Consider the following 21,699-nt stretch of genomic DNA (forward strand, 5'->3'; position numbering starts at 1 on the left):
AGGACGAACACGGTGCGCCCACTGTCGGCCGCCGCACCGTCCGCACAGTGGTTGACCAGGTTCACGAAGAACGTGCCGGGGATGCGGCGGCCCTCGTCAAGGGCGTCGCAGATGCGCTCGTAGCAATCGCCGTCGTTGGCGAGTTCACCGGTGGAGGAACAGGTCTGGCTGACCACCACCGCCTCTCCGGTCGTTGAGGCCAGATCGAAGCCGGCGGTGGTCTTGCCGCTGCGCCGCACACTGCACCAGAGCCGGACGCCGTTGCGGCTCTCGAAGGTCCGGAGCAGATCGTGCACGCTATGCCGGTGCACACGGTAGTACCTGAGCTTGCCGGGTTCCTCCAGCGGAAAGTCGCGGGCCAGGTTGACCTGGAGGCGCTGGTTACGGACCGACGCGGTGCCCTGCCGGTATGAGCGGGCCACCAGGAGTTGGAGCACTTGGTCCCGGGTCTGTGCTATGGAATCGGAGCCGGGCTCCCCCGGGACGACGGCGACGGTCTCTCTCAGCCGACTGTCTTGCTCGATGAAGGCCCGCAGGTCGGACGGGAGCGGTGCCACGATGGCGGCGACTCCCCTGCGGTGGGCCTCCTCCAGGTCACGCCGGTCGACGTAGCTACCGTCGAGGTAGCACTGCACATCGATCATCTGCTGGTATGGCGACTGGGTAGACGGCCGGAGAGAGATGTCGAGCCGCTGCTCCGCCGCCGAGTACTGGGACAAGGTTGGCAGCGGTACATGCTGGCGGTTGTCGCCCAGCCCGTCGAAGGCGGACACGGTGGGCAGGACGCTGTTCAGCAGGCCGTGGATGACGTGGGTGCGACCGATTCGCTGCTGGACCAGGAGGACGTCGTCCGTGACGAGAAAGGGCAGCGTGTGGAACCAGGCCCGCCTGTGCTCTAGGAGGACGTCCCGCCCGGTACGGCTGCCGAAGTCGACCTGGGCGTAGCCCACGACGATGGCGGACAGGATGCAGGAGTTCAGAGTGCGAAGGCGGCGTGCGGACTCGAGGTCCACGGCGGCGGGCAGGCGCGAGGAATAGAACTCGATGGGCAGGTCGAAGAACCGTTGCAACCCGTTGAGCGATTTCATGAGGGCGTAGTGCTCTGACTCGCCCTGCCCCACCTGGTAGTTGAAGCCCTTTTGGAAAATGTCCTGCGCGTGGCCGGAAAGCGCGAGGGTGATCTTCGGGAGGAGCGTCCTGGCTTCTTCCGGGTCCGCCAGACGGTCCAGGAAGGAGGCGAAGTCCTCGGCGAGGCGGTTCCGGTAATAGGTGGACCACTGGAAGATGTGCCGGTCGCTGAGGTTTTGGAGGGCCGCGAGGAACTCCTCCAGCCAGTCCTCCTCGGCGGCCTCGGCCTGCGCCGGATCCTCGGGCTCCGTGGTCGCAGAGGGGGGCGGCCCGTGCAACTTCTCGTCGAGCCGGGCCAACAGGGCGTTCCGGCGCTTCTTGAGGAAGGCGCGGGTGAACACGGTCCGGATCCGAGTCTCCCACGTCTCCAGATCGTGGACGGGAAGGCCCTCAATCAATCCGCTCGCCAGGTGTTGGGCCTGGTCGGGCTTAACAGCCCTGCACAGTTCTTCGATTTCCCGCAGAGCAGCGTCGACAGTGGTCATCCATCACCTGTTTTGAAGGACCGTCACCTGGCTCAAAAACCCCATAGGAGGACATCGCGCTGCGGGGTGGAAAGCGGCATCTGTGGTTGGCCGGTGGCTCACGGGCGGGGAGGGCAGTAGTGCCTCGGTAGCCACGCAGGCCGACACCGAGCTGCCCCATGGTAAGCGGTGTCGTGGTGACCGCAGTAGCGGGAAGCTGTGTAACGCCAGCAGTGCGACGGTCGTCGGGGCGCCTCAGCCACCGCTACACGATGGCGCGTCACATGAGGAGCCTTCCACGGTGCCCCTGTGCGGTCGGCGTGTGACTGCGAGCAGCACCATGGACCAGGCGGAACCCGGGCGGCGGGATCAGGCGGAGCTTACCCCCGGCCACCCGGCACGCGGGGCCACAGTCTTCCCGACCGCCGCCTTGGCGACGGTCGCCCGCACAGGGTGGACGAGAACAGGCGCGCACCGGCCGTACCAGGATGTCCACGCGTCTGGGCGACCGCCGGAAAGCCGACCCACCGGCGGTCGACCTGGCTGATTTCAAGGTCCAAACAGCGACTGCTGTCCGGTGCCGGAATCCCGGGACTGCCTACGGCGCATCCTGGCGGCGAGGTTCTTGTCGTACCCCCGGGCGTGATTGCGTCTGTGCCGCTCCTTGACTGTCTCGCGGGGCGGGGCGGTGGCCCGATCCACGACGATGGACACGGACATTCCCTCCTCCGCCCGCTGCATGCCGAGCACCCTCAGCTCGTCAAGTGTGGTGCCCACTGTGCCGACGAGCCCGTTCTTGACGAGCGCAGTGAACTCCGTGTTCCCCAAGTACCGGTCGACGTAGCCGTATCCGAGGCGCGTGCCTCCGTTCGGGCCCTGCGTCGCATCGTCCTCCAGCAGAAGTCGCACGTACGGCACCGGCAGATACATGCCCGGCGCCGGGCCTGGGTCGACTGTGTCCTCCAACGGCCAGTAGGCGAGTTTGACGAAACAAGGGTCCGAACCCAGCCGCCACTCGTGAGGCGCCTGCGGGGTCCTACTCAATGCGGCGACCTCGTCCAGACGGTCGAGTTGCCCGAGCAGTTGCTTATCCACATACATCCACCGAGCGCCCCCGGCCGGGGGAAGCCGTTTGGCCTGCACGAGAATGAAGCTCTGGGTGGCCTCGTGGTAGTAGATCAGGTCTGCGCCGAGTCGGTTTTCCACCGGTGTTGCGTTGATATTCGCCACCTCGATCCGGCTCCCGAGGTGTTCGAAGACCTGGATGTCACAGCGGAAGGACGTCCCGGTGGCGCGGGTTCCTGACGGCCGCCCCGCTTCAGTGAATACATCGTCGCCGAAGTCGATGTGGTGCGCGTCGTTTTCGATCAAGCCCTGTTCGAACGGTTCCGGGATCAGTCCGGCCAGGTGGGGGGCATTGGGGTCGCTGGGACGCCGCCAGGCTGCGAGTCGTGCTGGAGGGATGTTGCCGATGGCCAGGCCCAGCCGGGTCATGTCGTACTGCTCCTGCCAAGAGCGATCCTCAGCGCGTCGAGGGTCGAAGGGGTCGGGCTCGGCCGCCTCTCCAAGGAAGTGGAGTGTCCTGCGCAGCAGATCGTGCTGCCCGGCGAGAGCCTTCAGCACGTCTTCCGAGTCCTCGTCTCCGAGCACGGTGACTTCGCCTGACAGAGCACGCACAAGGGCCGGTCGAACGCCTCGCGCCACCTTGTCGAGGAACGAGCGCATAAGGACCTGGACGGGACACTCCCGCACCAGTTCGACGGTGATCCGGGAATCGACGGCCGCGACCTTCTCCCCGCGGGGCCGCCGCACAACTCCCAGCCAGAGCAGCGGGCACTGGTCGCTCTCGGCGGAAGCCCGCGTCACGAGCAGGGTGATCCGGGGCGTCTGATCGCGAGGAAGGGAAGCTACGGCGACCGTCTTCGTGAAGGACTGCTTGACCCGTAAGTCCGTATCGATGCGGTCCAGTTCCTCAGCAGTGAGCGCTATGACGTAAACCATGCACGGAGCGTACGTGGATCACCACTCAACCGGTCGCCCTCACGCCTTGGAAAAGCGTGGGCATCACCAGCCGTTGCGACGGGCTACCCCCTTCGAGGCACACCTGACCTCACCGTCCAGCAGGCGCAAATTTACTCAAGCAATGCATCCAGGCCCCCTCGCGGCACACTAGGACTGGCCCGCGTTGGGAGAAAACTGGGAGAAGATCTTCTCCCAGAGCCCCTGCGACACCAACCAAGACCAACCGCCACCAGTCATCTGACCTGCACAGATCCCCTTCGCGGCAGGCGCGCACCATGATCGAACCTCATTCGGGACGAAGAGGGCGTGGGTTCAAATCCCGCCACCCCGACAGCCGAAAAACCAAGTCAGGGGCCTGATCCGTAGCGGGGTCGGGCCCCTCAGTGGTTCTTGGAGCCGGTCGGGAGCCGGCTTGCAGGTGCGGCTTGACGATCCTGGTCCGGGCCTCGGCCCCCAACCGCCCCAACCCGGCCCGCTCACCCTCCCCCAGCCGCCCCAACCCGGCCCGCTCACCCTCCCCCAACCGCCAGCTCGGCTCGATCGCCCTCCCGCAACCGGCCCCTTCCGAGCCTGCCTCCGTTGGCGGCTGGACGGGCGGGGCCGGCGACGGGGAGCCGTTGCGCATGGTCCGCGGCGCTCGGCTGTGAAGCGTCCCCGGACGCACACCGGGCTCCTCGGCCGGCTCCGGGATCGACGTCCCGGTCGCCGTCACGATCCGGACCGCCCCTCGCGGAACTCCACGTTGGGATGCGCTTCCTGGATCCCATGCCCCTCAGCCATCTCTCCGGTCACGGTCTCCACGCCACGAGGGGGTGCGCCACGAGGCGCCGTGAGATCGAGCGGAGGTGAAAGGACTCCGCCGCCCGCCTGTCGTAGCGGACGGGTGAAGCTGACGACACGGAACAGCGGCAACGCAGTCACCGCGCCCCGAGCCGACCGCACAGGTTCACTGACGTGGCCTCCCCCAGCCCCCGCTCACAGACCGCGACGCACAGTGCCCGGACAGGGCCTGTCGCAGGGGGAAGCAGCCGAACCCGGTTCGGCAGCGGGAACCGAGCCGTTGCCTGGAGTGCCTGTCCGTGGTGTTTTCGGCCGCACCACGGCGGCGGCCGGATGCGCCGCGTAACCTCTCACGCATGGAGGCACCCGCACTCGGCGCAGCGCAAAACGCCGCGACGCAGGATGTCCACAGCAAGGCTCGACGGCGGCTGGACGCGTACACCTACCTCAGCGCGCCGGAGCGGCTGGAGCACCTTGCGATCATGCGGGTCTTCTGCGGGACCCTGCTGGCAGACCTGGCCGTACCGGACCTCCTGGCGAAGCTGCGCGAGTCCGGGGGCCCTGCCGCCGGGCTCGACGCCGACACCCTCACCGTCCGGCTGGAACAGCTGGTGCGGTGGGGCAACCTGCTGCGCAGCAGCCACACCGTGAAGGCGTCCAGCATCAGCGAGTACCAGCGGTCCCGTGCGCGCTACCAGTTGTCGAAGCTGGGCGAGCGCATCCAGCGGGACGCCGATGGTGTCCTGGCCGAGGCGGACGCCGCCCGCGAGGTGAGCAACGAGCTGCTTGCCCTGGTCGAGCGCGGGCTCAGGGAGCTGGCCGAGCTCGTGGCCGCGCCCGGCGACATCGAACCGCAGGACGGGCTGGAGCGGATCAGCACGCTGTTCGTGCAGTTCACCGAGTTCGCGGATTCCATCCGGGACTTCTACGCCTACCTCGGCCAGGTGCTGGCCCGGTACGACCTGGACGGCGTCGAGTACCAGGGCTTCAAGGAGCTGCTTCTCGACTACGTCGAGGCGATCACCGAGGACGTGGCGTTCCGCGCACCCCGGATCTCGGCGGCGCTTGACATCCTGTGGCCCGGCATTCCGGCTCTGCTGGACCGGCTGGACGCCCACGCCCAGGGGCTCACCGGGCTGTCGGCACAGGGCGAAGGCCGCCCGGAGGTCCGGGTGCAGCGCAGCCGGGGCCGTGACCTCGCGGACTGGGAGGGCCTGCGCGGCTGGTTCAGCGACACCGACGGCCACGGCAGCCAGGTCGACCAGCTACGGGACGCCACCCTGCGCGCGTTGCAGTCGCTGCTCGCCAACGCCAAGCGGATGCTGCGGTCGGCCACCGGCGAGATGTCCCGGCGCAAGGACCTGCTGCGGCTGGCGCGTTGGTTCGACGAGGCGGCGCCGCAGGACGCGCACGACATCGCCGTCGCCGCCTTCGGGCTCTACGGCGCCCGCCATCTGGGCGTACCCCCGGCCACCGACGAGGTGGTGCCCGCCTATACGAGCTGGTGGACCGGGCCGGTGGTCGAGGTGCCGGTGGCCCTGCGGGAGAGGGGCAGCCGCGCCCAGCGGGGCCGGGCCTCCGCGGTGGAGGACCACTCCGCGCAGAAGCGGCGGCTGCGCGAGGCCGCCCGTGAGCGGGCCACGGCCAGGACCGCGGCGGCGGACGAACTGCGCAGCGCCGCAGGCCGGTTCGCCGAGGTACGGCTCACCTCGGCAGCCCTCGGGCTGCTTCTCGAACTGCTGGCCACCGCGCTCGGGAACGCGCAGCTCCGCCGTCGCGCCGGCACGGACGGGGAGGGCGCGACGGAATTCGCACTCGACCAGGCGCACGGTGAGGACGCCGAGTTGGGCATCCGGCTCACCGTGCGACGCGCGGCGGGCGCGCGGTGCGTCCTGCACTCGGCAGACGGCGACCTGCTGCTGGACGACCTGGAGCTGGACGTCGGCCGTATCTCCTGCGACGCGGCCGACAGCGATGCGGAGGTCAGCGTGTCATGACCCTCCCCTCGACACACGACGTCGCCCTGGCGGCCGAGCGCCGCAGCGCCGCCCGGCTGCTGCTCGCCCATCCGTTGGTCACCTCGGACGGCCCGCACGCCGACCTCTTCCCGCTGATCCGCAGGCATGCCGACTGGCTGGGCAAACGGTTCCAGCAGGTGCTCGGCTACCGCCTGCTGGTCGACAGCTCCTACGCCCGGCTGTTCAAAGCGGGGCTGGGGGCAGGCGCAGGACACCGGCTGGAGCGCTCCACCGGCACCCCGTTCAGCCCGCACACGTACGCCTGCCTCGCTCTGGCCCTGTCCGTTCTGGTGACCGCCCCCGAACAACTGCTGCTGTCACAGCTGGTGGCCGACATCAGGGCCGCCGCGGCCGACGCGGAGATCGAGCTGGAGGAGACAGGTAGGGCGGCCGGCAAAAGGACCTTGGTAGCGGCTCTGCGCCTGCTGGTCGAGTGGGGCGTCCTCATCGAGACCGAAGGCCATGTGGCCGCGCTCGCGCAGGACGCGGACGGAGAGGCCCTGATCACAGTGGACCGCGATCTGGCCCGCGTCGTCGTCGCCGGCCCGCTCGCCCAGGCCCGTGACGGCGCCGACCTGGTCCGGCGGGCAGCGGACCCGGGATTCGGCGGACCTCGCACCTATGTGCGCCGGATGCTCGTCGAGACACCCGTCGTCCATCTCGATGAGCTGACCGGCGCCGAACGCGACTGGCTGCGCACCCGGCAGCGCCGGGAAGCGCAGGCGTTCTCCGAACTTCTGGGCCTGGACATGGAGATCCGCGCCGAGGGGGTGGCGCTGGTGGATCCGGAGGACGAGCTGACGGATCTGAACCTGCCGGGCACCGGGACGGTCGCGCAGGCCGCGCTGCTGCTGGTGGAACGGCTCGTGGAGCGGCTTCGGCCGCAGGAGCCCGGACACCCGGCGACCGGAGGGACGCTCGTCATCGGAGTGGCTGTCCCGGACAGCCTGGTGGACGAGCTGCTGGCCGGACTGGTCGCCGAGTACGGGCAGCGCAGCAACTGGCAGCGTGGCTATCTGGAGGACCTTTCCGCCCTGCGGGAGGCCGTGCTGGACCTGCTGGCCCGCATGCGGCTGATGGCCCGGACCGGCCCGGTGCGCGCCGAGGGAGACGGCCTGCCGGAGGGCTATGCCGAACAGGCACCGGAAGGGCGCACCGTGACCGATGTTCGCGGGGCGCGTCCCGGCGGTGACGGCTGGGTGCTGCTGGCCGCGGCGGCACGCTACGCCACCCACGTTACCGTGCGCCCGGCCACCACAGCCGGCCAAGGCACCGACACCCAGGAGGCGTTGCCGCTGTGACCACCGATGCGCGTGGCCTCGTCCCGCTGCCGCGTTCCGGCCCCGCGACGACCGCAGGCACCCGCTTCCGGCTGCACCGCGCGGGCATCCAGAATGTCTGGCAGTACGACGCGCAGGAGTTCGCCTTCGGCGACGGACGGCTGCTGCTGCGGGGCAAGAACGGCGCGGGCAAGTCCAAGGCCCTGGAAATGCTGCTCCCGTATCTGCTGGACGGCGACTCACGGGCACTGGACGCGACGGGCACCGGCAGGACCACCCTCGCCTGGCTGATGCTGGACGGGTTCGAGCAGACCAACCGTCTCGGCTACCTGTGGGTGGAGTTCCGGGGCACGGCCGAGGGCGGCGACCACCGCCACCTCACCCTCGGCGCCGCCGTCCGTGCCTCGAAGTCGACGCAGAAGGCGCTGCCGACGTTCTTCGTCACCCCGCTGCGCGTCGGTGAGGACCTGCACCTGGTCGACGGCGGAAAGCCCCTGCCGGTCGACCGGCTCAAGGAGATCGTCGGCTCCGACCACATCACCGACCGCGCGGTCCTGCACCGCTCGCGGGTGGCCCGGGAACTGTTCGGCATCACCGATGCGACCCGCTACCGCAATCTCACCCAGCTCCTCCACCGGCTGCGGCGGCCCACGGTCGGGGACCGCATCGAGCACGGAGGACTGGTCTCCCTGCTGAGCGAGACCCTGCCGGGGCTCGACGAGGACGTGGTGGAGAAGGTCGCGCGCAACCTCCACGACCTCGACGCCGTACGCGACGAACTCGGCCGTCTGGAGCGCACCGATACGGCTCTGCGCACCTTCCTCACCAGTTACCGCGGCTACCTGTCCGGAGTCCTGCGCACCCGCGCGCAGGCGGTGAGCCGGGAGCTGGGGGTGCTCGCGCAGCGGCGCCGGGCGGCCGGAGACGCCGCACAGCGGACCAGCGAATTGCGGACACAAGAGGAGGAGTCGGAAGCCAGGCTGGAAACACTGCGCGAAGAGGAGGAAGCCGCCCGTACCGACCTCGCCGCCCTGCACGCCGGCCACGCCTACCGCAGCCTGCGCGAACTGTCGGAACGCCGCAGCACGGTGGAGGCGCTGCACACCGCTGCCGTGGCCGCCTTCACCGCCCTGAGCACCGCGCACGGCGTGGAGGAGGGCGCGGCCGAGCGGCTGGCCGACGGTGTCGAACACCTCGGGAGCCGGCTGGCCGAACTGGGCACCGAACGCCGGGAACTGCTGACGCAGGCGGAGAGGGCCGGGCTTCCCACCGGCCATCTCGGCGAGGCGGTCGCCCTGCCCCGCACGGTCCGCTCCCAGGCCGTCGAGACGGAGCTGACCGCTCCGGACGGGCGGACGCACACCGTGCGGCGGCCATCGGTCGTCCGCGTGGACACGGTCGCGGTGCGGGAGGGACTGCGGTCCTGGCAGCGGCAGTTGGAGGCCGCCGAGACGGTGGTGAAGAACCGGGCCCGGATGGTCCAGGAGGTGACGCGTCTCACCGCGCGGGCCGAGGAGGCCCAAAGCCGGGCGGTGCGGGCCGACACCGAGCGGGAACGACTGGAGGGTGAGGCGGAAGAGGCCGCCGGCCGTCTCGATGCCGGCCGCGAGAGGGTCGCCGAGGAGAGCGGTGCCTATGCCCGCCGGGTCGCCGAGTGGGTCACCCGCACGCGGACCGCCGTCGGGGCCGACTGCCCGCCGCTGGACGCCGTCCACGCAGTGGTCGCCTGCGACAGCTCCGCCGACGCCCCGTTCGCGGACCGTGCACTCCCGCCCGACATCGACGGCGAGGCGTGGCAGGCCGCCCATGCCGCACTGGAGCCGTACGGCGAGGAACTCACCGGGCGCCGCGACGCCCTCGCGCTCACCGTCGGCCGGATCGACGAGGAACTGGGCCGCCTGGCGAGTCGGAAGCGGGACTGGGAGCGGCGTACCGATCCCGAGCCGCCGGTCCCCCACCATCGCGTCGCCGAAAGGACACCGGGCACCGGGGCGCCCTTCTACCGGCTGGTGGACTTCGTGGATGATCTGAGCCCCGCGCATCGGGCCGGTCTGGAAGCGGCGCTGGAAGCCGGCGGGATCCTGGACGCGTGGGTCGGCGCGGACGGCGCCCTTGTCGACCCCGGCACCCGTGACACTCTGCTGCGTACCGGTTGCGCGCTGCCGGGCGGACCGACCCTGGCCTCGGCTCTGCGCCCCGCACCCCAGCCGGGGTGCGGTGTCACGTCCGAGCAGGTGGAACACCTGCTGGCCGCCATCGCGCTCGCACCGGCCGAGGAAACGACCGCTCATGACGCGGTGTACTACGACGGAAGCTGGCGTCTCGGCGTCCTCAGCGGCCGGCACCACAAGAGTGACGCCGAGTACGTGGGAGCCGCCGTACGCGCCGAGACCCGGCGGCGCATCCTGGCCGAGCTGGAGGAACGGCTCACCCAGACGGAACAGCGGCTGGCCGACGCCCGTCACGAACTCACCGAGGCCGATGACCGGCGCCGGGCCCTCAGGCTCGCGGAGCAGGACTTCCCCCGCGCACGAGGTCTCGCCGACGCCTGGAGCAGAGCCGAGTCGGACGAAGGGACTCTGCGTGACCTGACCGCCAAGGCCGGCCGCGCGGCACGGCTGGCCGAGGAGGTCCGCGCTCTCGCCGTAGCCGCACGCGCCGAGGCCGACGCCACCGCCACCGCCCATGACCTGCCCGGCAACCCCGTCGAGCTGGAGCGCGTACACACCGCGCTGGCTGCCCTGCTCACCGGCATCGGGCATCTTCGCAGGGCGGTCGGCGGGACGGGCGAGCGGCTGGGCGCCCATCACGCCGATGCCGAGCGCTACGAACGAGCCCGTAGCGACCGTCTGGCCGCGGAGGAGAACCACCGGCTCCGCCTCACCGGGCTGCGTACCGCGCAACAGGACCTGCGCACCCGCGAAGAGGCCATCGGGGCGACCGAAGAAGAGATCCTGACCCGCGAGCAGGAAGCCAGACAGCGCATCGCGCACGCCGCCCAGGCCGTCCCGGCGGCACAACGAACCCGGAACGACCTGCACGACCGGCGCGTGCGCGCGGAAGAGGAGGAGAAGCGCCTGCGCGAAGACCTGGCCGCCCAGGAGACCGCGGTCATCGCGACCGGCGGCGCCCTTCGCGGCGCACTCGGCCGACCGGAGGTGGTGCGCGGCGCCGGGCTGGACCGGTCCTCACTGCCCGAGGACGTGGCGGACGATCCCGCCTCGGACGTCCGCAGCCGTCTGCGAGCGCTGCGGACACTGGCCGACGCGGTACAACCGGCTCTCGGCCGCCCGAAAGGCGAAGTCTCGGACAGCACCATGCTCAACCGGCACACCGAACTGCGCGACCAACTGGCCGGCGGCTACGACGCGCAACTGGAAGAACGTGACGGGATCAAGGTGTGCCGCCTGATCGACGACCACGGTTCCCACGACGTCGCGGCCGTGGGCGAGCGGATCGCCGTCCGGGCCGCAGAGGCCCGGGGACGGCTCACCGAACGCGAACGTGAGGTGTTTCAGCGGTTCTTGACGGGGGAGCTGGGCGACCATCTCTCGGCGCAGGTCATCACCGCGGCGAACCTGGTCGCGGCTCTCAATGAGACGCTGCGAACCGTACGCACCTCGCACGGTCTCGGCGTGGAGCTGCTGTGGAAGCTGGACGAGGACGTGGACGCGGACGTGCGGGCGGCCGTGGAACTGCTGCGCAGCCCGTCGAGCCTGCGCACGCGTGAGCAGACCGAGCAGCTTCGCGAGGTGCTGCAACGCCGGATCGAGGATGCGCGACGGGCCGACCCGTCAGCCGGTTATGCAGCTCACCTGCGGACCGCCCTTGACTACCGCGACTGGTTCCGCTTCCACACCTTCGTGGTCGAGGACGCCGCCCCGGGACGCAGACGTAAACTGACCGGCCGCACCGGGCTCAGCCAGGGCGAGCAACGAGTGCTCTCCTACCTCGTGCTCTTCGCCGCGGCCGCCGCCCACTTCACCAGCCTCGCGGAGTCGGCACCACACGCGCCACGACTGATCCTGCTCGACGACGCCTTCGCCAAGGTCGACGAACCCACCCACGGGCGGCTGGGGCGGATCCTCGTCGATCTCGACCTCGACTTCGTCCTCACCAGCGAACGGCTCATGGGCAACTGGCCGGAGGTACCGTCCCTGCACATCTACGAATGCCTTCGTGATCCCCATGTGCGCGGGGTGGCCACCCTGCACTACACCTGGAACGGCCGGCACCGGCGTCTGGTGTCCGTATGAGCGACCTGCCCGCGGCGACACGGGACTGGCTGGCCGGTCCCGGGCTCACCCGGCTCTGGGAAGCGGTGCGCAAGCGCCTGGAGAGCAACGGCGTGCGGGCCACCGGTTCCCTCCGGCTGACCTCGGTGAGCGCCCAGGAACGCAACGACCTGTCCCTCCTGCTGGGCAAACCCGTCACCGGTGCTGCCGTGACCGTGCGCCTTGACGCGCTCGACACGCGGCTGCGCGCCTCGGCGGCCGGAATGGGGCTCAGGGACGCCTTGGCGGAACTCGGGCCTCCGATCACCGACCGCCGTGCCGTCCGCGCGGACAGCGCGGCACGGCGCGAGCACGTCTGGTCGTCGCTCGCCTCGGCGCTGGACGCCTCTCCGCTCGCGGGCCAGGAGTGGGCCGGCCAGTGGTACGACCTGCTCCGCCGTACCGGCGTACCGAGAGGAGTGACACCTGAGACGGCGGTACGAACGCTCCAACAGGCGGTGCAGGTCCTCTCCGTGCTGATCGGCCCGGAACGGGGTGGCACCCGAGGCCGAGGAGAACTTGCCGCCATGGCGACCGGGTCCGCACACGGCCTGGACGACGGCACCTGGCTCGCACGCCTCGTCCAACGCGGCATCGCCCTCGCCCACGGCACCGACTTCCCCGGCGACGCGGCCGGCCGGCGCACGCTGTGGCGGCTGGTGTCCGTCACACCGGACGAGGTCTCCAGCACGGTGCTGACCTACGGGCTGCGGCCCGCCGGCGGAGGCTGGCGAGAGCAGGCCCTGAGGCAGCGAGCCGACCATCACGCCGAAGCACACCTCACCTCGCGGGACCTGCACGACCTACAGCTGCGACTACCCGCCGGAACGGTGATCCACATCTGTGAGAACCCGCGAGTGGTGGAGGCCGCGGCGGACGCTGCCTGCTTCCATCCCCTGGTGTGCACCTCCGGCAGCGCCGCCACGGTGGTCCTCGCACTCCTCGACGGCCTCGCCGCCACCGACTGCCGTTTCGCGTACCACGGAGACTTCGACTGGCCGGGCATCGCTCTGGCGAACCGGATCATCCGCCGCTACGGAGCTGAGCCATGGCGCATGGGCGCCGAGGACTACGAGCACCTGGCCGCTCGCAGCCAGGCCGAGGGAATCCCTCAGCTGCCGCTCGACGGCCAGCCCGTCAGCGCGACCTGGGACCCGGGCCTCGCCCCTGCCATGACCGCTCTCGGCGTCGCGCTCCATGAGGAGGTCACCCTCGGCCTTCTGGTGGACGACCTGTCGGGCCGGGCGTAGGAACGCCCCCGAAGTCTTCGGTGGCACTGATCACGCCGTAGGCAACAGCCCCAAGCCACGGACGGTCGCTCGGCGCCGGCTTTCCTCGTGGACCACAGAACTGCTCGGCGCAGGCGCCCCGCGCCGGTGGTGCGTCCCGGTGGCTCGGGGGGTGGTTGTCTTCGAGACTGGGCAGCCAGGCAGGTGGCCGGAGGCGGCGGGCATGAGGAGGGGCCGTGGATCTGCGGCAGATGGAGGTGGTCGTCGCGGTCGCCGAGGAGGGCGGGTTCAGTGCGGCGGCCCGGCGGCTGCACGTGGTGCAGTCCGCGGTGTCCGGCACCGTACGCGCGCTGGAGCGCGAGCTGGGCGCGCAGCTGTTCCACCGCACCACGCACCGTGTCTCCCTCACCCCCGCCGGCGAGGCGTTCCTGCCCGCCGCCCGGGCCGCCCTGCGGGCCGCCGAGGAGGCACGGGCGGCCGTCGACCTCGCCCAGGGTGAACTGCGCGGCGAGATCACGGTCGGTGTGATGCAGGGCCTGTACGCCGGCCTCGCCCCCGCGCTGGCCCGCTTCCACCGCGAGCATCCGCAGGTGACGGTGCGGCTGCGGCAGACGCCGGCCGACCGTATCCCGCAGGCCCTGCGCGACGGCGCCCTCGACCTGGCCGTCGCCGCGCTCGACATGTCCCGGCTGCGCGGACTGACCACCCGGTCGCTGGCCCGGGAGGAGATGGTCCTGGTGACCGCGCCGGGCACGGGCCCGGGGACGGCGGGGACGGGCCCGCGGACAGCGGGGGCGGCGGGGACGGAACGGGCGGTGACGACGCTGGCCGAGGCGGCACGGCTGCCCCTGGTGGACTTCCCGCCGGACTGGGCGATCCGGCACGCGGTCGACAGAGCCTTCCGTTCTGCCTCGCTCGAACGCACCACCACCTTCGAGGTGAACGACCTGATGGCGGCCGCCGACCTGATCCGGCACGGGCTGGGCGTGACCATCATGCCCCCGTCGATGGCGGCGTGGTTCCCCGAGCTGCCCACGCGGCCCTTCGCCGCCCACGCCCCGGTGTGGACGCTCAGGCTCGTCCACACCCGTGCGGAGCAGCCTCCGGCGGTCGCCGCGCTGCTGCGCCACATCGGTTGACCGGGCAAGCGGGGCCGGCGGGAACGTCAGGTCGCCGCTGCCTGGCGTGAGGCCAGCGCCCAGATCACGAACAGCGCGATCGCCATGATGACCACGGACCACAAGGGCGCGTACGGCAGGAACAGGAACTGGGCGATCAGGACGAGCGAGGCCAGGAACAGGCCCGCGTAACGGGCCCAGGCCATGTCCCTCAGCAGGCACAGGCCGGTCACGGCGGCGAACGCGCCGAGCACGATGTGGATGATGCCCCAACCGGTCAGGCTGATGTCGTAGATGTAGCCGCCGATGCGGGCGTACACGTCGTTCGTGGCGACCGCCGCGATGCCCTGGAGCACGGCGAGGACGCCGCCGCACAGCAGCAGGACGCCGGCGAAGACCTCGCCACCGGTGACCCGGGCGGCCGCCGGTCGCGTGGCCTGTCCGGGCGGTGGCTGGCCTCCCGGGCCGGGGTGTGGGGTGCCGGACGGATGTGCCGCGTGGTCGCTCATGAGCGGTGTTCCCTTCTCCCACCCCGGTCGGCTTCTGTCGTCCCGGTCGGCTTCCGCTCGGCTTCTGTGATCCCGTCGGCTGCCGCTCGCCGGCGGACGGCACGCGCCCCGTCTGAGCCGCGCGCCCCGTCGACTCGCCGGGTTTCCGAGCCTCTGGCCTGTCGGGGCGTCCGGCCAGACGACGCACGCCGAACGGGTGAGCGCGGTGAGCCCCTGGCGGGCGGCATGCGACTCTCCGGCCGAGGGCTGGGCCGGTGCCGCGGCGCCAAGTCGAAGGCCGGGGCAGGGCCGACCGCCGCGTCAGGCCGAGGGCCAGGACGGGGCCGACCGCCGTGTCAGGCCGAGACCTGGGGGCGGGGCGGGCCGCCGTGTCAGACGGAGGGCCGGGGCGGGGCCGACCGCCGCGTCAAGCCAAGGGCCGGGACGGAACCGGCCGCCACGTCAGACCGCAGCCCGGAGGACAGCCGACCGCAGCATCAAGCCAACGCCTGGGGCGGGGCCGGCCGCCGTGTCAGGGCGAGGGTGGGGGCGGGGGCGGTCGTGGGGGTTCTCGCTTCGCGGTGTCGTCCTGTGCCGCGAGGAAGTCCACTACCGCGAGGGCGAACAGCAGTGCCAGTGCCAGGCCCACCACCACCCAGCCCGTGGGGCGGCTCCACAGCAGAAAGGCGAGGACGGCCGCGGCGACCAGCACCCAGGTCAGCCACCGGCGGTGGCGGCGCGCGAACGGCCCCACCGGACCCGTACGCAGCCCCAGCCGGCCGGCCGTGCCGCGGGCGGCGCCGAGGCCCGCGTGCCACACCCGCCGTACGGCGCTCGCGTACCGGCCCGGTCCGGTCAGCCACGCGGCGAGCGCGACGACCACGCCCAGCGTCACCACCGTCCGCACCGTCGTGCGCAGAAAGCGGGTCAGCGTGTCGTACACGGCGCCGGCGGCCGGACGCGAGGCGCCGGCCGGCAGGGCGTCCAGGTAGAAGGAGCGGGAGACGGCGAGCGCGATGCCGAGCAGCAGCGTGGTCGCGGCGATGCCGAGCGCGCCGGCGACCAGCGCGCGGCGGCGCCGTACGGCGAACAGCACGCCCGCGGCGACCAGCAGGACCGCGATGACGGGCAGCCAGTTCCCGGCCACTTGCAGCAGCCTCAGGTACGTCCTGGCCTGGCCGATGTCGTGCGAGTGGGCGATGGTGAAGTCGGTGTGGATCGCGGGGATCTTCTGCGCGACGGTCAGTCCGGCGTCGACGAGACGCTTCTTGACCTGGTCGATCACCGGGGCGAGGTCGACGGTCACGGTGTCGTCCTGGAGCTTCACCGCGCCGCCGCCGTGCCCGGTCAGGGCCTTCTCGACGGTGGCGTGGACGCGGCGGTTGGCGTCGGTCCAGAAGGTCTGGAAGTCCCGCGAGGCCATGACGTCCTCCGCCTTGTCGTGCACGAAGGCGCGGACGGCGCCCTCCAGGGCGCCGCCGAGACCGCCGAGTGCCTGCCGCAGCCGGGGGCGGTCGGCCGGAGCGACGCCCGCCAGCAGGGCGTTGAGGTCGAGGTGGGTCATCAGGGCGTCGGTGACGCGGGTGGCGGCGGCCGACCGGACGGCGGGCTCGGCGGCGAGCGGGGCGACCGTGTCGACGTAGCGGTCGGTGTCCTCGACGATGTCGGCGCTCCACGCGGCCAGCACCCCGAGGGGGACGAGCGCACAGCCCACGACGATGAGCAGGACGGCGAGCAGCGAGCGCGCCCGGTGCCGGGCCGGGCGTGCCCCGCGCCCCGCCTCCAGCGCGGCCACCCGGGCCCGCAGCCGGGCCAGTTCGTCCGCGTCCGGGACAGGCTGCTCCGACATGGCGGTCTCCCTGGTCCTCGCTACGGCCGCTCCGGCGTGGCGGTCTTCCGGCCCTGGCTACGACCGCTCCAGCACGGCGCTCTCCCGGCCCCGACTACCGCCATTCCGGCACGGCGCTCTCCCGCTCCCGACTACGGCCGCTCCGGCATGGCGGTCTGCTCGTCCTGGTTACGGCTGGTCCGGCGTGGCGAGCACCCCGCCGGTCCTGGCTACGGCGGACGGAAGGCCGTTCCTCACAGCACAACCGTCCCCGAACCCGGGGTCGACCCCAGCGCCCCCACCCGAGTGACCCGCGCCCGCCCCGGAACCGGCGGCAGCGCGTCGCACAACCGGCCGCGGCACCCCGCACAACCGGCCGCGCACACCACTCAGCCGGTCAAAAACCGGCCGCATCGCGACGCCCGGTGGTCAGCTCTCGATCTGGTCCTGCGGGGTGGAGCGGGCCAAGGCGGCCAGGGTGGTGAGGGCCTGGGTCAGGGCCTCGGGCGGCGGTGAGGCCAGGGCCAGCCGTACGGCGGGCGGGGCCTGCGGGCCGACGGTGAACGCGGTGGCCGGCACCACCCCGATGCCGTGCCGCGCGGCGGCGGCGACGAAGGTGTCCGCGCGCCACGGCCGCGGCAGCCGCCACCAGCAGTGGTACGAGTACGGCTCGCCCCGCACGGCGAAGCCCGCCAGGTGCCGTGCCGCGATCTCCTGGCGTACGGCCGCCTCCCGCTGCTTGGCCGCCACCAGCGCCCGCACCGTGCCCGCCCGCTGCCAGCGGTCCGCGGCCTCCAGGGCGAACCGCATCGGGGCCCAGCCGCCCGAGCGCAGGGCGGTCGCGATGCCGGCGGCGAGGTCGTCGGGCGCCACCGCGTAGCCGAGGGTCAGCCCGGGGGCGACCCGCTTGGAGAGGCTGTCGATCAGGACGGTCCGCTCGGGCGCGTACGCGGCGAGCGGCGGCAGGTCGTCGCGCAGGAACGCCCAGACGGCGTCCTCGATCGCGGGGACCCCGAGCCGCCCCAGCGCCTCGGCCAGCTGTTCGACGCGGTGCGCGGGCATGGTGCGGGAGAGCGGGTTGTGCAACCGCGGCTGTACGTAGAGCGCGTGCAGCGGGGCGGCGGCGTGGGCGTCGGCCACGGCCTCGGGCACCAGCCCCGACTCGTCCATGGCCAGCGGCACCAGGGTGATGCCGAGCCGGGCGGCGACGGCCTTGACGACGGGGTAGGTCAGTTCCTCGACGCCGAGCCGGCCGCCCGCCGGCACCAGCGCGGTGACGGCGGCGAAGAGCGCCTGCCGGCCGTTGCCCGCGAACAGGATCCGTGCCGGGTCCGGGCGCCAGCCCCCGCGGGCGAGCAGGTCGGCCGCGGCGTCCCGGAGGGCCGGCGGGCCCGGGGTGGCGGCCGGGCGCAGCGCCTGACCCAGGGCGTCGGGCCGCAGCAGTCCGCCGAGCCCTTCGGCGAGCAGCGCGCTCTGGCCGGGCACTTCGGGGTAGTTGAGTTCCAGGTCGATCCGGCCGGCCGCGGGTTCGGTGAGCGCGGGGGCGGTGGCCGGCGCGGCGGCCCGCACGAAGGTGCCGCGGCCGACCTCGCCCACCGTCAGCCCCCGCCGGGCCAGTTCGCGGTACACGCGTGTGGCGGTGGAGTCGGCGATGCCGTGCCGGCGGGCGAACGCGCGCTGCGGGGGCAGCCGGTCGCCGGGGCGCAGCAGCCCGGCCCGGATCTCCTCGGCCACGGCGTCGGCGACACGGCGGTAGTCGGCCCGGGGGTCATCCCTGGCGTCGGCCCGGTTGTCGGCCCCGCGGTCGGCTTTGCGGTCGGCTTTGCGGTCGGCCCCGTGTTCGGCTCGGCTGTCGGCCGTGCGGTCTGCCCCGCGGCCGGCCCGGTCGCTGCGACGGTCGTCCTTCACGGCTCTCCCTCGCTCCCCTTCGTAACTCCCCTTCGTACGGGCTGACTCCAACCCCACCACAGAATTGCACCGAGAGCAATGTCCCCTATTGCACCGAGACAGCGCGGGCAATAGCCTCGCAGCCAGACGGAATTGATGGGAGAAGGGAGGCGGCCATGGTGGAACCCGGCGGGCTGCTCGGCGTCGCGGTCGTGGCCCTCGGCATGGTGCTCACCCCGGGACCGAACATGGTCTACCTCGTCTCCCGCAGCATCACCCAGGGCAGACGCGCCGGAATGATCTCCCTCGGCGGGGTGGCGCTCGGTTTCCTGGCCTACCTGCTCGCCGCGAACCTGGGGCTGTCGGTGGTCTTCGTCGCCGTACCCGAGTTGTACGCCGCCGTGAAGCTGGCCGGTGCCGTCTATCTCGCCCACCTCGCCTGGAGCGCGCTCAGGCCCGGCGGACTGTCCGTCTTCGCGCCGCGGGACGTGCCCCACGACTCGCCGCGCAAGCTGTTCACGATGGGCCTGATGACGAACCTGCTCAACCCCAAGATCGCCATCATGTACCTGTCCCTGATCCCGCAGTTCGTCGACCTCGACCGGGGCCACGTACTCCTCCAGGGCCTCGTCCTCGGCTCGGTGCAGATCGTGGTGAGCGTCGCGGTCAACCTCGGGATCGTCCTGGCGGCGGGCACGATCGCCGTCTTCCTCGCCCGCCGCCCGTCCTGGCTCAGGGCGCAGCGCCATCTGATGGGCACCGTCCTCGGCGGCCTCGCCGTCTCGCTCGCCCTCGACTCCTCCAATGCGGCGCATGCCGCAGCTGGATGACGGGCCGTCACGATGCTGTGCCCGGTGCGGGCGTCCGGCGGCCTACTGAACCTCCGCCGCTGGAACCACCCGTCTCCTTCGGGCAGTCTTTCCCCTCGTGGTGAGCGTTCCGATGCAGGGTGGACCGGGTGGCGCGCCCGCGCCCATGGTGGTGTGCGGCGACGACGGGCTGGCGCACCGGCTGGCCGCCGAGTTGCGCGCGGTGTACGGCGCGCAGGTCACGCTCGTCGTACCGGCGGGAGCCCGCACGGCGCGGCCACCGGTCGTCGGGCGGGCCCGGGCCGCGTCGGCGGCGCTGCTGGACCGGGTGAACGCGGCCGTCGGCCGCGCCGCGGGCAACGGCACCGTGCTCGGCGCCCTCGGCTCCAGCGGCTCCGGCGGCTCCGGCGGCTCGGGGGGCTCGGGGGGCTCCGGTGGTGAATCCGGGCGCGCCGACCGGGTGTTGGAGGCCGCCGAACCGACCGATGCGGTGCTCGCCGAGGCAGGCGTGGAACGCGCTGCCGCGCTGGCCCTCGTGTACGACGACGACGAGACCAACATCCGGGCCGCGCTCACCGCACGCCGGCTCAACCCGCGGCTGCGGCTCGTGCTGCGCCTGTACAACCGGCGGCTGGGCCAGCACATCGAAGAACTCCTCGACCAGGCCGCCGCGTTGGCGGCCGGGGACGAACCCGGCTCCCCCGGCGACGCGTCCACGACCGTGCTGTCCGACGCCGACACCGCCGCCCCGGCACTGGTCGCGACCGCGGTCGCCGGCACCAGCAAGGTCGTGCAGACGGACCGGCTGCTGCTGCGCGCGGTGGAACGGCCGCCGCCCGCACCGGGGGTGGTCGCCGACCCCGGGCTGTGCACGCTGGCGCTGCTCTCGGCGACCAGCAGCGACCCGGCCGGCGCGGACGGCGCCGAGGGCAGCGGGGAACGCGGGCCGCACCTGCTGCCCGACGAGGCCGATGTGACCGCCGCCGCGGGCCGCGGGGCCGTCGTGCTGGAACAGGTCTCGTACGCCGCCGGGCCGCCGCTGCCGGCCGGCCGCACCGGGGTCGTACCGCCGTTCGCCTCACTGTTCTCACGGCGGCTGCGATGGTCGCTGGCCGGGATCGCGGGCTGTGTGCTGGCGCTGGCCGTGGCGCTGTGGCTGGTGACCGGGATCCATCCGCTGGGCGCGTTCTATCTGACGCTGCTCGACCTGTTCGCGATCGACGAACCGGCCCTGGGCGAACCGCTCGGCCGGCAGATCCTGCAACTGCTGTCCGGGCTGGTCGGGTTGCTGCTGCTGCCGGTGCTGCTGGCGGCCGTCCTGGAAGCGCTCGGCACCTTCCGGACCGCGTCCACACTGCGCAAGCCGCCGCGCGGGCTCGGCGGGCATGTGGTGCTGCTCGGTCTCGGCAAGATCGGCACGCGGGTGCTGACCCGGCTGCGCGAACTGCACATCCCGGTGGTGTGCGTGGAGGCCGACGCGGACGCGCGCGGCCTCGCCACGGCACGGCGGCTGCGGGTGCCGGTGGTACTCGGGGACGTGACGCAGGAAGGCGTGCTGGAGGCCGCCAAGATCCACCGGGCGCATGCGCTGCTCGCGGTGACCAGCGCGGACACCACGAACCTGGAGGCCGTGCTGTACGCGCGGTCCGTCCGGCCCGACCTGCGGGTGCTGCTGCGGCTGTACGACGACGACTTCGCGACCGCCGTCTACCGGACCCTGCGGGCCGCGCATCCGGGGGCGCTCACCCGTAGCCGCAGCGTCACGCATCTGGCCGCGCCCGCCTTCGCCGGGGCGATGTTCGGCCGGCAGATCCTGGGGGCGATTCCCGTGGAGCGGCGGGTGCTGCTGTTCGCCGCCGTGGAGGTGGACGGGCATCCGCAGTTGGAGGGGCGCACTGTCGCCGAGGCGTTTCGGGCCGGGGCCTGGCGGGTGCTGGCGCTGGAGGGGCAGCGGGCGTCTCCCGACCGTGTGCTGCGGGCTGGGGACCGGGTGGTGCTTGCGGCTACCCGCCGGGGGTTGGCGGATCTGCGGGGGCATCGGCGTGTGCCGCATTCCGACCGGGGCGGTGGCTGAATGGGGCGGGGTTTCGGGGACGGTGGGGGGTGGTGCGGGTGCGTTGTCGGGTGCGGGTGTGTATGTGGTGGTTCGCGCAGTTCCCCGCGCCCCTGACTGGGTGCGGGTGCGTTGTCGGGTGCGGGTGTGTATGTGGCGGTTCGCGCAGTTCCCCGCGCCCCTGAGCGGGTGCGGGTGCGTTGCCGAGTGCGGGTGATCTGGGGCTGGGCGCGCAGTTCCTCGGGTCCCTGAGGGGGTGGGGGTGCGTGGTTCGCCTGGGCGCACGGGGCGCCGGGTGGGCCGTGAGCCGCCCGGAGGCAC

The 21,699-nt window shown here is 72.3% G+C and carries 12 protein-coding genes; 7 read left to right on the top strand and 5 right to left on the bottom strand.

Going from position 1 to position 21,699, the window contains the following annotated elements:
• Together AC27LF_RS43940 and AC27LF_RS43945 are read right to left on the bottom strand one after the other, a co-directional pair.
• Positions 1-1,613 (bottom strand): hypothetical protein (locus AC27LF_RS43940; protein WP_479662199.1); only part of this gene is annotated, 1,613 nt, incomplete at its 3' end.
• Between the two features lie 528 nt (positions 1,614-2,141).
• Positions 2,142-3,593 carry a hypothetical protein gene (locus tag AC27LF_RS43945; RefSeq protein WP_479662198.1) on the bottom strand — a complete coding sequence of 484 codons (1,452 nt, stop codon included), beginning with the start codon at positions 3,591-3,593 and terminating at the stop codon, positions 2,142-2,144.
• A 1,157-nt stretch (positions 3,594-4,750) separates the two neighbouring features.
• Between AC27LF_RS43945 and AC27LF_RS43950 the strand changes: the two genes are divergently transcribed.
• The 5 genes from AC27LF_RS43950 (at position 4,751) to AC27LF_RS43970 (ending at position 14,334) form a co-directional block, all read left to right on the top strand.
• Positions 4,751-6,391 (top strand): TIGR02677 family protein, encoded by a 1,641-nt coding sequence (locus AC27LF_RS43950; RefSeq protein ID WP_479662197.1) that lies wholly within the window; start codon positions 4,751-4,753, stop codon positions 6,389-6,391.
• Positions 6,388-7,713: a TIGR02678 family protein gene (locus AC27LF_RS43955; RefSeq protein ID WP_479662196.1), complete on the top strand. Its 1,326-nt coding sequence runs from the start codon at positions 6,388-6,390 to the stop codon at positions 7,711-7,713. The genes AC27LF_RS43950 and AC27LF_RS43955 overlap by 4 nt, the downstream gene beginning before the upstream one ends.
• On the top strand, positions 7,710-11,948 hold the full coding sequence (locus tag AC27LF_RS43960; protein ID WP_479662195.1) for a TIGR02680 family protein: 4,239 nt from the start codon (positions 7,710-7,712) through the stop codon (positions 11,946-11,948). Before AC27LF_RS43955 ends, AC27LF_RS43960 begins: the two co-directional genes overlap by 4 nt.
• Positions 11,945-13,216 (top strand): TIGR02679 family protein, encoded by a 1,272-nt coding sequence (locus AC27LF_RS43965; protein WP_479662193.1) that lies wholly within the window; start codon positions 11,945-11,947, stop codon positions 13,214-13,216. The genes AC27LF_RS43960 and AC27LF_RS43965 overlap by 4 nt, the downstream gene beginning before the upstream one ends.
• A 215-nt stretch (positions 13,217-13,431) precedes the next feature.
• Entirely contained in the window at positions 13,432-14,334 is a 903-nt protein-coding gene (locus tag AC27LF_RS43970; protein WP_479662192.1) for a LysR family transcriptional regulator, read from the top strand.
• Between the two features lie 26 nt (positions 14,335-14,360).
• On the opposite strand, the gene AC27LF_RS43975 is transcribed toward AC27LF_RS43970, so the two are convergent.
• From AC27LF_RS43975 to AC27LF_RS43985, 3 genes are all read right to left on the bottom strand, one after another.
• Entirely contained in the window at positions 14,361-14,822 is a 462-nt protein-coding gene (locus AC27LF_RS43975) for a DUF7144 family membrane protein (RefSeq protein WP_479662191.1), read from the bottom strand.
• A 511-nt stretch (positions 14,823-15,333) separates the two neighbouring features.
• Positions 15,334-16,650, bottom strand: coding sequence for a hypothetical protein (locus AC27LF_RS43980; protein WP_479662190.1), 1,317 nt, complete (start codon positions 16,648-16,650; stop codon positions 15,334-15,336).
• A gap of 408 nt (positions 16,651-17,058) precedes the next feature.
• Positions 17,059-18,537 (bottom strand): aminotransferase-like domain-containing protein, encoded by a 1,479-nt coding sequence (locus AC27LF_RS43985; RefSeq protein WP_479662189.1) that lies wholly within the window; start codon positions 18,535-18,537, stop codon positions 17,059-17,061.
• A 155-nt stretch (positions 18,538-18,692) separates the two neighbouring features.
• Between AC27LF_RS43985 and AC27LF_RS43990 the strand changes: the two genes are divergently transcribed.
• Positions 18,693-19,346, top strand: coding sequence for a LysE family translocator (locus tag AC27LF_RS43990; RefSeq protein WP_479662188.1), 654 nt, complete (start codon positions 18,693-18,695; stop codon positions 19,344-19,346).
• A gap of 145 nt (positions 19,347-19,491) precedes the next feature.
• Positions 19,492-21,399 carry an NAD-binding protein gene (locus tag AC27LF_RS43995; RefSeq protein WP_479662200.1) on the top strand — a complete coding sequence of 636 codons (1,908 nt, stop codon included), beginning with the start codon at positions 19,492-19,494 and terminating at the stop codon, positions 21,397-21,399.
• Positions 21,400-21,699: the final 300 nt, after the last annotated feature.

The sequence above is a fragment of the Streptomyces diversicolor genome (genome assembly GCF_057537855.1).